Genomic DNA, 13216 nt, shown 5'->3' on the forward strand with positions numbered 1-13216 from the left:
GGTAAAATTTAAAATCTAAAGCTAAACTCTGGGCCTACATGAAACCCTCCAAAAGTATAAAAAGGTGTAAGAAATGCGCCTGCTTTTACCCCAATGATGATTTGGTTATTCAAAGGTTTGTTAATATTAAATCCCAGAGGCATGGTGAAATCTCTTTTGAAATCTTTTTTTCCAGATAAATAATTCTTTTCTCCTTCCCAGTGCTCTAAGAAGTAACCGATACCGGTTCCAGCATGAAACTCCCAGTTATTTTTCAATTTGAATTTCCTTAGAAAAATAAAAGAGACGGCATTGAAGCTCACTCGAGACCTTTCCTTTCCGAAGCGTTGTCCATTGATTCTTCCCTCTGCTCCAGCTGGTGAAAAGTGAAATTTACCATGGAGATAATTTGAGGATAAGGAAAGTTTTTCGTTGAAATGGTAATTGAATTTGATTCCAGTACTAGCACCTACCTCTCCATCTACATAATACCAAAAATCTATTGGTGTAAAAACACCCCCATGGATCCCGATATCGTAGTGTTGGCTATAAACTGAAAAGGAGCACGTTAAAAAAGCAAAAGCTATTAAATATTTTTTCATGAAATTTAATAAGGAAGCTAAAACTAATGAAATATTAGTTTTAATCACAATAATTTCTCCAATTCCTTCAAGTGCTTGATTGTATGTGTTGGCTTCATGTCAATTCCTTTGCTATGTGGATCAAAGAATACTTGATCAATGTTTGCGTTAATGGCACCGAGTATATCTGAATTAGGGTTGTCGCCGATCATGATGACATCCTGATTGGTAATTCCTAGGTTATCAAGTGCATATTGGAATATTCTTGGGTCAGGCTTCTTGTGACCCGTAGTCTCAGAAGTGACGATCAAATCAAAGTATGGACTCAATCCTGAGGCATTGAGCTTTTTTGCCTGACTTTCGTTGAACCCATTGGTGATGATGTGCATGGGATACTTGGGCTTGAGGTAGTCCAAAATCTCCAAGGTATAGGGGAAAAGATATTGCTTAGTGGACGTCCTATGCATAAAGTCAGGCTCGAGTCCATGGGGCACTGATTCAGGATCTATGCCAGCATTCTCGAAGACCAACTTGAATCTCGTGGCTCTAAGTCCTTCTTTGTCAATCTTACCGACATCATAGAGTGCCCATAGTTTGAAATTCACATTATAGAAGGCTTGAATAAAATCTTGCGGAGCAGTGATGCCCAACTTTGCCAATTGGAAAACATCATACAGTTCTGAAAGTGACTCTTGGACATTGCGGTCATAATCCCAGAGCGTATGGTCTAGGTCGAAGAAGATGTGTTGGTATTTTTTCACTGGATTTACTTGCGGTAGGGATTGTTTTGGATCTTGTTGATGGCTAACTCCCGGTTTGAAAATAGAATCTGATAGACTTCCTGATCTTTGATCAGGTTGATGTCTTTTTGTATAAACTTAAAAACTTGCTGAATGATTTCTATTGCTTCGTCTAAGATGTAATAAAAAGTCCATTGATCTACTCTTCGGCTGCCAACTAGGCCTGCGTTTTTGAGGTAAATCAAGTGTCGGCTGGTTTTGGTTTGGGTGAAATCGAGAATGTGCTCTAAATCAGAGATCGAAAGCTCTTTGTTTTGCATCAGCAAATGGAGAATTCTCACCCTAGGCTCCTCAGAGAGGGCCTTGAAAATCCGCATCCCATAGCTCAAGCTGATATTCTTAAGTCTCATTAATAACTTTTAACAGAGAAATTCGGTTTGAAATTAAGTAAATCAGCCGAAAATAGGCTAATATTATACCGTGGTTTAAACTTAGCCTATTTCAGGCCGTAAATAAAATAAAACAATAAAATTTGGACTCAATTATAAAAAATATAGCCTCTTTTCTGATTTTGTTTTGTTTGGTCTTAGTATTCAAGCCTGCACAAGCCCAAGACCAACAGGAGAGAAAAGTCATCCAACTATCTGGAATCATCCTCAATGCGGATAGTACAGATGCAGTACCCGGTGTAAATGTCTACGTGCCCAAAAAGGGTAGAGGAACAAGTTCTGGTCGATTTGGGTATTTCTCCATGCCAGTATTGGAAGGAGATTCAGTGGTTTTTAGTTTTATAGGTTTGAAAAGACAGGTTTTCAGTGTGCCAGACAATGTGGCAGATGACAAAATCAGTTTGATCGTCACCATGCAAGAAGACGAAATTGCCCTTGCAGAAATCGAAGTCATGCCTTATCCATCCGAGGATGAATTCAAGAGAGCGATTTTGGCGATGAACTATGATGCGCCGATGGCTGTAGATACTAGAGGAAGCTTGAGTCCAGAGACCTTGCTACGCTACGCCGAAAATATGCCAGCATCTGGAAATGAAAACTTCCGAGGATTCCAACAAGGTCAAATCATGCAAATCCAAGACCGATACGGACCAAGACCATTCAGACTACTTGATCCATTCGCCTGGTCACAATTCATCCAATCTATCAAAAGAGGGGATCTGAAGAAGAAAGATTGATAAGGTGCACGCGGATTACACGGATAACGCAGATTTTCTTTTGAATTATTAAAGATTGTGAAAAGGATTAAATCACCTCTTTAGCTGAAAAACAAAAACCGCTGATTCATTTAGATTCAGCGGTTTTTGTTTTTATGCAGGGTAGCAACTAACACTTGACTCAGCTGGAAGATTTTATCCAAACTAAATCTGGGTAATCTGCGAAATCTGTAAGCTATTTACTCCATTGACTTCATCAGCTTCTGCAAAACCCCTTCTTCTTGCATAACCTTCTCTATATCTGCTACAGATCTTGGCACAAAAGCACTTAAATTTTCATGGCCATTCTCAGTGATTAGGATATTGTCTTCGATTCGAATACCTATTCCCCACCATTTTGGATCACAATCAGAACCATTTGGAATATAGATGCCTGGCTCAATCGTGAATACCATGCCCGGTTCTAGTGGGCCATAGCCACCACGGTCGTGCACATCTAGCCCCAAATGATGACTTACCCCATGCGGGAGATATCTGTGGTTTTGTCCTTTTTTGATGATACCCAATTCAGCCAAACCTTCATCGATAATTTCTTTGGAGATTTGTCCTAATGTTCTGAAATCAGCACCTGGCTTGCTGGCCTTAGTGGATTCTTCTAATGCTCTGAGGACGATTTCATAGATGGCTTTTTCTTCAGGAGAGAATTTGCCTTTTACTGGGACTGTTCGGGTGATATCTCCTGAATAGCCTCTGTACTCAGCTCCGATATCCATAAGCATCACACCTTCTTGCAAGTCTCTTACGCTATTGTATACATAATGGAGGATAGTAGAATTATTGCCGGCTCCAGCGATGGAACCGTAGCCAACGTATTCTGCACCCATGGCTTTATGCACAAATTCATGCACACCTTGAATAGCCCTTTCGGAAACTCCCGGCTTGATGGATTTAAAGGATTCGATGTGGCCATGGCCTGAGATGGCTACTGCTTTCCTTAAGATTTCAATTTCTTCGGCAGTTTTGATGCCGCGCATTTGATTCATGATTTGACTCAAAATCTGGTCTGCTGGTCTTGCAGGGCTTGGGTTTACTGCTTTGAAAGCATCCACCATAGCCCTTAGCGTAGCATTGTGTCTACCGCCTTCTATCTCAGGTAGATTGAACGAAAGTGTCTGAGAAAACTTGTCAAAATCTACTGCTGGGTTTTTCAAAAAGTCCGTATTCAAATAGGTGTGTTTGATTTTGAGTTTGTCTTTTACACCTTCGATACCCAAGCGCTCTCCGTCCCATTGCTCTCTACTAGGATCTCTTGGTTGTACAAAGATCATTTCAGAAACCATTTCCCCAGCGATGTTTTGTGGTGTTTTGAAAATGATCAAAGCAGCATTTGGCTCTCTGAAACCTGTCAAGTAATAGAAGTCAGAATTGGGTCTGTACTCAAATTCAGTGTCGTTTGACCTGTTCTTGACAGGATTGTTGAAAAATACTGCTACAGCATTTTCAGGCATCTTTTCACGAAGTAGGTCTCTTCGACCTTGATGGAACTCAGGACTCAGCCCATCATCAAACCAAGATTGCGCGAAGCTTGGTATAGAGAAAGCCAGAGAAATCAGGATGCAAAATGATAAATAAAGCGTATTTCGTTTCATTTTTTGGTTTTTAGCTATAATGGAAATGAAATATACGCTTGATTTATCAAAAAGAGGAAGCCACTGGTCAAAAATTGAGTTTAGGCTCCGAATCTTTGAAAATATTTACACTTATTTTTTCTTCATTTCTTTTTAGTTCAAGACTTATATTAATACCAATAATCCAGTATTTCCTTTACTTAATAAAATGGTGACTTTGTCTTCACATTGAATCCTTATCTTTGTAACTGAAATAATCAAAATCAAATCATCATGATAAAGAATTTGCTCGTAGCGATCCTAGGTGTTCTGTTTTTAATGCCTGTACAGGCTCAAGTATCCTCCAAAGAGAATAAGCCAAAGCTGGTTGTAGGTATTGTAGTGGATCAGATGCGTCAGGAGTATTTTTATAAATTCCAAGAAAGGTACACTGAGGGAGGATTTAAGCGCTTGATGAATGATGGTTTCATGATGACCAATGGTCATTATAATTATATTCCTACTTACACTGGCCCTGGGCATGCGTCTGTTTATACAGGAGCAACTCCAGCAACACATGGCATCATCGCAAACAATTGGTATGTGAGGAGCTTGGGGAGAAGTATCTATTGTGCGGAGGATAGCACTGTCACTGCGGTTGGTGGTACGGAGGGTAATGGCAAGATCTCTCCTAGAAACATGTACTCCACTACCATTACAGATGAGCTCAGATTTGCCACTAATAAAAGATCTAAGGTAGTGGGTATTGCTATCAAGGATAGAGGTGCTTCGCTTCCAGCGGGACATTTGGGCGATGCTTATTGGTTTGATAGTAAAGTTGGGGAGTTTATGACATCTAGTTATTATTATGAAGAACTCCCAGCTTGGGTCAAGGCTTTCAATGCTAAAAAATTGGCAGAGAAGTATCTTTCAGGTACTTGGGAGCCACTTTTCCCAATAGAGACATATGTGCAGAGTATAGCAGATGACAATGATTTTGAAGGTCCTTTTATTGGCAAGGATAATACGGCTTTTCCTTATGACCTAAAGGCGTTGATGGAGAATAATGGGGAGTATGGCCTGATTTCTACTACTCCATTTGGCAACACGCTCACATTAGACATGGCTTATGCGGCCATTGAGGGAGAACAGTTGGGCAAAAGAGGAGAGACAGACTTCTTGGCTGTGAGTTTTTCATCTCCAGATTACATTGGCCATAGATTTGGCCCTACAGCTGTAGAGTTGGAAGATAACTACCTCAGATTGGATAGAGAGTTGGAGGCTTTCTTCAAATATTTGGATCAGGAATATGGAATTGGTGAATATTTAGTGTTTTTGACAGCGGATCATGCGGTGGCTGATATCGTTGATTATATGAAATCTGAGAATGTTCCAGCGGGAAATTTCAACAACAGATTTATCTTAACGCAAATGCGAGGTTTTACTTCACAGAAGTTTGGAGAGGGCAATTGGATCTCTAACTTTTCCAACGAGCAAGTATTTATCAACCATGAATTGGCCAAAGAGAAGGGAGTAAGTATAGAAGTGATCCAAAGAGCATTGGCTGACTTCCTACTTGGTTTTGAAGGAATCAAGGAAGTGTATACCGCTACAGATATGAGGATTCAGGAATACACCCAAGGCAAAAAGTCACTTCTCCAGATGGGCTACAATCATAAGGCTTCGGGAGATTTGCTTTTGATCTTGGAGCCTGCTTGGTTGAGCAGTTCCTACAAAGGAACCACCCATGGTACAGGCTACACTTATGATACCCATGTGCCAATTGTGTTTATGGGCTGGAATATCAAGCCAGGCAAGAGTTCAAGATATGCCACCGTCACAGATATCGCGCCTACACTCTCTATCATGCTTGGTACTAGACTACCAAATGGCGCCACAGGTCAGCCGATAGGGGAGATTTTGGAATAAGAAGTTAGTTGTTGTTGATTGAGTTAATTGGGGAATAAGGGAGAGAAGAAATAGGAGATTTGAGACAAGAGATTATAGATTTGAGATGTGTGACACATATGTCAACCCTGAAGGGGTTGAACTTTAAATAGCCCCGGGTCGCAACCCGGGGAATATAGATGATCCAGGAGACAACAACCCCGAAGTGCCTGTCCGATAATTTCGGGAGGTTGAACTTCATCAATCAATAGAAAAAGTGTCAAATTAAATCAGGGTGACATACAAAAATCAGAAACCGTTTTTCCTTAGGGATTAGCGGTTTTTTGTTGGGGATGGTTTTTGCAATTTTAATGCAACACCATAAGGCTGTATAGATTGCATGGGATCTTTTCAAAATACCTGAAGTATTAAGCTAGTCAAGGCTTACGTTTACATAAGCAATTATTTATTCCGTATTTGGTATGGGTTTGATATGTGGATGACACGGGTTAGATACGGGGATGATATGCTTTTATAAGCACAGTATATTATCCAATCTGTAATATTCGATCTGTTTTTGCATTTTTTTAAAACAAAAAATTGAGCCGATTAATTCTTTTAATCGGCTCAAATGCATTGTTGAAATTTTACTCTGTCCAGCTCATTGGGTAATTAGGATCGACGAATTCTAGACCTTGGGTTGTGACAAACATAGGCTTGAATGTGTCGAGCATCACAGCGAGTTCTTCTGTCGCTTTGGCACCGATTGACTTTTCTACAGTTCCTGGATGTGGGCCATGAGGTAAGCCTCCCATGTGTAAGGTAAATGAGCCTCGATCGATTCCTTTTCTACTCATAAATTCACCCTCAGCATAATATAAGATCTCGTCAGAGTCTATATTGCTGTGATTGTAGGGTGCTGGAATGGCCAATGGATGGTAATCAAATAATCTAGGTACAAAAGAGCAGATTACAAATCCCCAAGCTTGGAAGGTTTGATGCACTGGTGGCGGCTGATGAATTCTTCCAGTAATCGGTTCGAAGTCATGTATCGAAAGTGCATAAGGATAAAGATAACCATCCCAGCCTACAATGTCCAATGGACTGTGGCCATAAGTGTATGGATGGAGCATCCCTTGCTTTTTTATTTGGACTAGGTACTCGCCTTTTTCACTTTCTGTGTACATTTCATGAGGAGGACGGATGTCTCGCTCGCAATATGGAGAATGTTCTAAAAGCTGCCCCACTTCATTTCTGTATCTTTTGACAGTCTCTATCGGACCTTTGGACTCTATGACCAAGAGTCTTAATGGGCCTTCTTCTTTGAATTCAAATCTATAGATAGTCGTCCTAGGGATGACAATATAATCTCCTTGGCGAACTTCCAATTTTCCAAATTGGGAATACATCACGCCTTCGCCATCATGGATGTAGAGTAATTCATCTCCATCGGCATTTTTGAAAAAGTAATCCATCTTTCTTTGTTCCGGAGAACAAATGCCCATCATGACATCATTGTTCATCATCAGCATTTTTCGCGCACTGAGGTAATCTTTACCTGTTGTGCCTACTCCAGCTGTCTTGAGATGGGTTTGGTTGAGTCCATGTTCTTTGGCGATTTCCCAGTCAAATGGAGTGGGCTTGCCGATCTTCTGAACATTGTTGGGATTGTGGATGTGGTATAAATTGGAGTAGATTCCTGAAAAACCCTTCGAGCTGACCAATTCTTCTTTGTAGAGGCTACCGTCTGGCTGCCTGAATTGTGTATGCCTTTTAGGAGGGATATTTCCAAGTCTATGATAATAAGCCATTTTTTCTTGGGTTTACATTTGTATTCAAATTTAAGAAAATATGCTTAGGAGAAGTTATGGTGCTAAAGGAAATTTCTTTGGGGATAAAGTTAAGAGGTAGTAAAGTTGGGAAAGTTGAAAAGTTGTTGGACACTGAGGCTTTTTTTATTAGATAACTTGAAATTGATGTATCAGTCGGAATAAAATAAGCCCAGTTTTACTGGGCTTATTTTATTGTTTTATATGATCCTTTTCGGTTTTTTTTTCTTTTTCTTCGCCAAAGAGCATTTTGGTAAGCTCCTCTTTGGCTGCACCAGTTTTTTTCTGGATTTTCCCTAATAATTGATCCTCCTGACCTTCGGCATAAGCCAAATCATCATCCGTCAATTCCCCAAATTTCTCTTTGAGTTTACCTTTCAACTCATTCCAGTTTCCTTTGATTTTCAATTCTAAAGACATAACAATTTATTGGTTTTAGTTTAAAATATATTTCAAGTATATAGGAGCAAGGACCATTCCAAAGACCCTATGATTAGGACTTAATTACTTAAAAAGTCGATTAACTGTGTTTGGCAGACATCATTTAGTAAATTTGTTTTCATTTTTATTATCAATCAAAAGCCATGAATAATACCACTTTCACTAACCCTTCTCAGGTTTTAAAGCAGTTTTTTGGTTACTCAGATTTCAGAGGAAATCAGCAGGCCATCATTGACTCGGTACTCAATAAGAAAGATACCATCGTCTTGATGCCTACAGGTGGAGGGAAGTCTGTTTGTTATCAAGTCCCAGCCATGATTTTCCAAGGCTTGACTTTGGTGATTTCTCCTTTGATCTCCTTGATGAAAGATCAAGTGGATGCATTGAATGCAAACGGGATTCCTGCAGCATTTCTCAACTCGTCTCAAAGCCAAAGTGAGCAGCGGTTTATTTCTTCCCAAATTGAATCTGGTAAAATCAAGCTCTTGTATATTGCTCCCGAGCGCTTGTATAGAGGAGATTATCCATTGATAGACTTTCTGAAAACCGTGAATTTGTCTTTCGTCGCTATCGATGAAGCGCATTGTGTTTCTCAATGGGGACATGATTTCAGGCCTGAGTATTTGAAAATTGGAGAATTGAGAAAATCATTTCCTCAGATACCTTTTATTGCCTTGACTGCTACAGCAGATAAGTTGACTAGGATAGACATCGCTGATAAATTAGGTTTGAAGTTGCCTCAGTGGTTTATTTCTTCATTTGACAGAAGTAATATAACCTATCGCGTTACCGCAAAAAGAGATGCCATGGGCAAATTATTGGAGTTTTTAGATTTTCACAAAAAGGACTCAGGTGTGGTCTACTGCCTTTCTAGAAAAAATGTAGAGGAAACAGCCGCCGAATTGCAGGCGAGGGGTTTGTCAGCATTGCCCTATCATGCTGGATTGCCCAGGGAAGAGCGGGAGAAAAATCAAGAGTTTTTTATCAAAGATGAAGTCAAAATCATGGTGGCAACGATAGCATTTGGGATGGGAATAGACAAGTCCAATGTACGCTTTGTGGTTCACATGAATATGCCTCAGAATATCGAAGGCTACTACCAAGAGACTGGTAGGGCAGGTCGTGATGGATTGCCTAGCGATGCATTGTTATTTTATTCTGCACAGGATGCCATTACATTGGGTAGAATGCTCGATCAAGCCGAAAACCAACAGTTTGTAGATGTGATGCAAGACAAGCTGGAAAAAATGAAGGCTTTTTGTCAGACAAGAATCTGCAGAAGGAAATATCTACTCAATTATTTTGGAGAAAACCATGCTGGGGATTGTGGCAATTGTGATATATGCTTTCAAAAAGGCAAGCGTCAGGATATGACAATTCCAGCGCAAATGTTGCTATCAGCTATTGTAAGACTGAGAGAGAATTATGGTATCGGTCATGTATTATTGGTACTCCGAGGCTCAAAGTCTAGTAAGCTGTCAGAGGAGCATCAAGCGCTCAGTGTATATGGGATAGGCAAGGATAGACCAGAGGCGTTTTGGAAAAACCTTTGCGACAAGCTGATTCAAGAAGAATATCTGGCTGAAGCAGGTGCACATTTCCCTACGCTCAAATTGACTGAATTTGCTTGGCAGAAGCTTAAGTCAAAGGAGAAAATCCTATTACCTATGGAAGAGTCTTTGTCTGATGTATCCAATAAGCCAAAAGAACATCATGAAGGCTTGCTGGATGAATTGAAAGCCTTGAGATTTTCGATAGCTCAGAAAAGTGGGGTGCCTCCTTATGTGGTTTTTGCAGATAATGCTCTGCTGGAGATGGCGACCTATCTTCCAGTGGACGAGCCATCATTTTTAAGTATATCAGGAGTAGGTCAAGTCAAGGCGCAGAGTTATGGGAATGATTTCATGAAGGTTGTCAAAGCCTATGTAGCGGAGCATAGGCTGACGCCACAGAAAAAAAAACAAACAAGCCGGGTCAAACCTGCAAGAAGTTCTGCATCGGAATCCATGACACTGAAACTGTTTCAAGAAGGGAAAAATATTTTCCAAATCGCCAATGAAAGAGGGATGACTCCTCATACCGTGGAGGAGCACTTGGTCAATATGGTGAAGAAAAAGCATGTTGAACCAGAAGCGTTTTTGTCTAAGGATGATGTGCTTAATATCCGCTTGGCCTATAGACGCCAAGACTCACATTTTCTCAAGCCTTTGAAAGAACATTTTGGAGAGCGATATTCTTATTTCCAATTGAAGGTAGCTTTAGCTGAGGAGAGGTAGGGGGAAGACGCTAAGGAAGCAAAGGTGCAAAGCTTCGCGAAAGTTGGGGCTTTGTGATTATAACTTTATATTGAGTAAATCTGAAATCTAAAATTCTCTTCCTCCTTCCAATGCCAAATTCTTGTCGTATTTTTACGTTGTAATCCAACCACATACATGGCTCAATCATTTTCTTTTTGGAGTTTGTTCAAAATCAGCCGTCCTGCCAATTTGATCATTGTTGCTTTTGCACAATTGATGACGGCTTATTTTTTAGTGGAGACAAGTCGGCAGGGTCTTCCAGTACTACAGGATGTCAACTTGTATTTATTGGTTTTGTCTACGGTGATCATTACCGCTTCTGGCTATATGATCAATGATTACTATGACGTGAAGATCGACTATATCAATAAGCCTAATGAGGTGATTATCGGAAAGGGTATGAAGCGGCGGATGGTGATTTTTTTTCACACGGTATTGAATTTTACAGGAATTGGAATTGCATGGTATGTGAGTCCGAGGGTGGGGGTAATTACATTTATTTCGGCTTTTTTACTTTGGCTTTACAGCAATCAGCTGAAGCGTTTGCCATTTATAGGCAATTTTGTAGTGGCTTTATTGACAGGTGCGGCGATTTGGATTGTGGGGTATTACTATCAGCAATCAGAATTACTTGTGTTGACCTATGCGATTTTTGCGTTTTTTATCAACTTGATTCGTGAGATTATCAAGGATATAGAGGATAGGCAAGGGGATAGGAAGCATGGTTGTAAGACATTGCCTATTGTGCTAGGATTTCGTAATACCAAAAGAGTGATTTTTGTGATCGCTATAGCTTTTGTTTGCGCTATACTCACTGTCACTTTCAAGATCAATAATGCCTCCCTATTCTATTATTTTGGAGGGTTAAGTTTCTTATTCTTTTTGTTTATGTACAAGATTTACATTGCGGATCGCAAGGAGCACTTTACACAGTTGAGCATTTTATCCAAGCTGCTGATGCTGACGGGGATTATCAGCATGGGGCTTTTATAGTACGCTTATTCATGTGATGCAACACAGATGACGCGGATTGGGCGGATAGCCACAGATTTAAAAATCAATCTCAATCTGCGACCATCCTCCCAATCCGTGTCCTCCGCGTTCTATCAGAAAAGCCTTAATCCTTCTGAGAATTGATCAGATAAGGAGTCTTTCCATCTGTGATGATAATTTTGGTATTGGGTGAGTTGGCAAGTTCACGGAAAGCCTCAATACTTCTGAGTTCGATGATTTCTCTCACTAGTCCTTCTGCCAAGATCATTTGGGCATTACGTGTTCCTTCTGCTTCTATGCGTCTTCTTTCGGCCTCCTGTCTTTCCCTGTCTAGCACATATTGCATTTGTTGTGCCTCTTGCTCAGCTTGTAGCTTTCGCTCAATGGCACGACTCAATTCCAGCGGGAGTTTGATGCTTTTCATCAGTACCCTTTCGATCACAAAACCTCTTTCTAGTAGAGATTCGTCCATGCGGTCTTTGATTTCATTTTCGATCTTACTACGCATACCTGAGTGCATGTCTTTGGCCATGTATTGGGCAGTGACATCTGCTGCGGCCGACCTGAACACGTTCATGATCAAGACTCTTTCATAGTTCTCGCCTATATCTTCAAGGATGAATGGTACTTTATTTTTCTGAATGTTATAAAGAATGGAAATCTCAGACTCTATGGTCAATCCCTCTTTGCTCGGGAGATTGAGTTTGACTTCTTGATTGACAGTTTGAATTGGGATTTTGATGACTCTGGTAGTAAATGGATTGAAGCCAACAAGGCCTGCATCGGCGATATTTTCGTTGAGTTTACCAAATTTTCGTTTGACCCCTACTTCACCTTGACGTACAACGGTACAAGAGCTGATTAGGATGGCTAGGATGGACAAAAACAGAATATTTCTCATATATTTTTGGATTAGTTTCAGCTAAGTTAACGAGAGAATACTTACCTAAGGTTGTCTATTCAATCAGTATAATTTAAATTCTTCTCAATAAATCTGTAATTTTGAATTCTTAAATAAACAGCACCTCAATTGAAGAATATAGCCATACTTGCATCAGGAAGTGGTAGCAATGCCGAGAAAATCATAGAGTACTTTAAAGGTTCGACTAAAGCCCGAGTGGTTTTGGTAGCCTCCAACAAAACAGATGCTTTTGTACTAGAAAGAGCTAGTAAGTTTGGTGTTCCTTCTTTTACTTTTTCAAAATCCGACTTGATAGCAGGTGTTCTGACAGAAAAATTAAAAGGATTACATGTTGATTTGGTGGTTCTTGCAGGATTTCTGTTGAAGGTTCCAGACAATTTGATTCATGCTTTTCCTGAGCGGATTGTAAATATTCACCCCGCTTTGCTTCCAAAGTATGGAGGTAAAGGGATGTATGGGATGCATGTGCATCAGGCCGTGAAGGATGCTGGAGATCAAGAAACTGGGATCACCATCCACTTGGTCAACGAGAATTATGACGAGGGCAAGATTATTTTTCAAGCCGCAGTAGCAGTAGCTTCGACGGATAGTCCTGAAGCAATTGCGCAAAAAGTCCATGCACTAGAGCATAAATACTTTCCAAATGTGATAGAAAGCCTGCTTTAATCCCTTGGTTTTCCTACATTTGCAACTTGAAAAATTATTCACCAAAATATAGCCACAGAAAGACAGCTAGTTCCTTGGTGTATTAGCTTCTCTCGTGGCAGTCACAAAA

The 13216-nt window shown here is 40.3% G+C and carries 12 protein-coding genes; 5 read left to right on the top strand and 7 right to left on the bottom strand.

The window, feature by feature from the left end:
- Positions 1–8 precede the first annotated feature (8 nt).
- The 3 genes from CHB66_RS03190 to CHB66_RS03200 are packed head-to-tail and all read right to left on the bottom strand — an operon-like array spanning position 9 to position 1710.
- Positions 9–581, bottom strand: a complete 573-nt coding sequence (locus CHB66_RS03190; protein ID WP_089237896.1) for a hypothetical protein — start codon at positions 579–581, stop codon at positions 9–11.
- Between the two features lie 44 nt (positions 582–625).
- A complete protein-coding gene (locus CHB66_RS03195) occupies positions 626–1321 on the bottom strand; it encodes a YjjG family noncanonical pyrimidine nucleotidase (protein WP_089237898.1) in 696 nt (231 codons plus the stop codon).
- A gap of 5 nt (positions 1322–1326) precedes the next feature.
- Positions 1327–1710, bottom strand: a complete 384-nt coding sequence (locus tag CHB66_RS03200) for an ArsR/SmtB family transcription factor (RefSeq protein ID WP_089237900.1) — start codon at positions 1708–1710, stop codon at positions 1327–1329.
- A 134-nt stretch (positions 1711–1844) separates the two neighbouring features.
- Between CHB66_RS03200 and CHB66_RS03205 the strand changes: the two genes are divergently transcribed.
- Complete coding sequence (locus CHB66_RS03205) at positions 1845–2486, top strand: carboxypeptidase-like regulatory domain-containing protein (protein WP_394335271.1); 642 nt, start codon at positions 1845–1847, stop codon at positions 2484–2486.
- A 218-nt stretch (positions 2487–2704) separates the two neighbouring features.
- On the opposite strand, the gene CHB66_RS03210 is transcribed toward CHB66_RS03205, so the two are convergent.
- Positions 2705–4114, bottom strand: coding sequence for an aminopeptidase P N-terminal domain-containing protein (locus CHB66_RS03210; protein WP_089237905.1), 1410 nt, complete (start codon positions 4112–4114; stop codon positions 2705–2707).
- Positions 4115–4411: 297 nt separating this feature from the next.
- Here CHB66_RS03210 and pafA point away from each other — a divergent pair, with 297 nt between their 5' ends.
- Positions 4412–6001: an alkaline phosphatase PafA gene (gene pafA, locus CHB66_RS03215; protein WP_245812662.1), complete on the top strand. Its 1590-nt coding sequence runs from the start codon at positions 4412–4414 to the stop codon at positions 5999–6001.
- A 605-nt stretch (positions 6002–6606) separates the two neighbouring features.
- Here the strand turns inward: pafA and CHB66_RS03220 are convergent.
- Both CHB66_RS03220 and CHB66_RS03225 read right to left on the bottom strand, forming a co-directional pair.
- On the bottom strand, positions 6607–7770 hold the full coding sequence (locus tag CHB66_RS03220; protein ID WP_089237909.1) for a homogentisate 1,2-dioxygenase: 1164 nt from the start codon (positions 7768–7770) through the stop codon (positions 6607–6609).
- 210 nt (positions 7771–7980) lie between these two features.
- Positions 7981–8208, bottom strand: a complete 228-nt coding sequence (locus CHB66_RS03225; protein WP_089237911.1) for a CsbD family protein — start codon at positions 8206–8208, stop codon at positions 7981–7983.
- A 164-nt stretch (positions 8209–8372) separates the two neighbouring features.
- On the opposite strand from CHB66_RS03225, the gene recQ reads away from it, so the two are divergent.
- Both recQ and CHB66_RS03235 read left to right on the top strand, forming a co-directional pair.
- Complete coding sequence (gene recQ, locus CHB66_RS03230) at positions 8373–10505, top strand: DNA helicase RecQ (protein WP_089237913.1); 2133 nt, start codon at positions 8373–8375, stop codon at positions 10503–10505.
- A 156-nt stretch (positions 10506–10661) separates the two neighbouring features.
- Positions 10662–11519 (top strand): geranylgeranylglycerol-phosphate geranylgeranyltransferase, encoded by an 858-nt coding sequence (locus CHB66_RS03235; RefSeq protein WP_089237915.1) that lies wholly within the window; start codon positions 10662–10664, stop codon positions 11517–11519.
- 124 nt (positions 11520–11643) lie between these two features.
- On the opposite strand, the gene CHB66_RS03240 is transcribed toward CHB66_RS03235, so the two are convergent.
- Positions 11644–12420, bottom strand: a complete 777-nt coding sequence (locus CHB66_RS03240) for a prohibitin family protein (RefSeq protein WP_089237917.1) — start codon at positions 12418–12420, stop codon at positions 11644–11646.
- A 129-nt stretch (positions 12421–12549) separates the two neighbouring features.
- Here CHB66_RS03240 and purN point away from each other — a divergent pair, with 129 nt between their 5' ends.
- The gene (purN, locus tag CHB66_RS03245) at positions 12550–13107 is read left to right on the top strand and encodes a phosphoribosylglycinamide formyltransferase (RefSeq protein ID WP_089237919.1); all 558 of its coding nucleotides are present in this window, start codon (positions 12550–12552) and stop codon (positions 13105–13107) included.
- The last annotated feature ends 109 nt before the right edge of the window (positions 13108–13216 follow it).

This window comes from Belliella buryatensis, from assembly GCF_900188245.1.
GTDB classification, from domain to species: Bacteria; Bacteroidota; Bacteroidia; order Cytophagales; family Cyclobacteriaceae; genus Belliella; species Belliella buryatensis.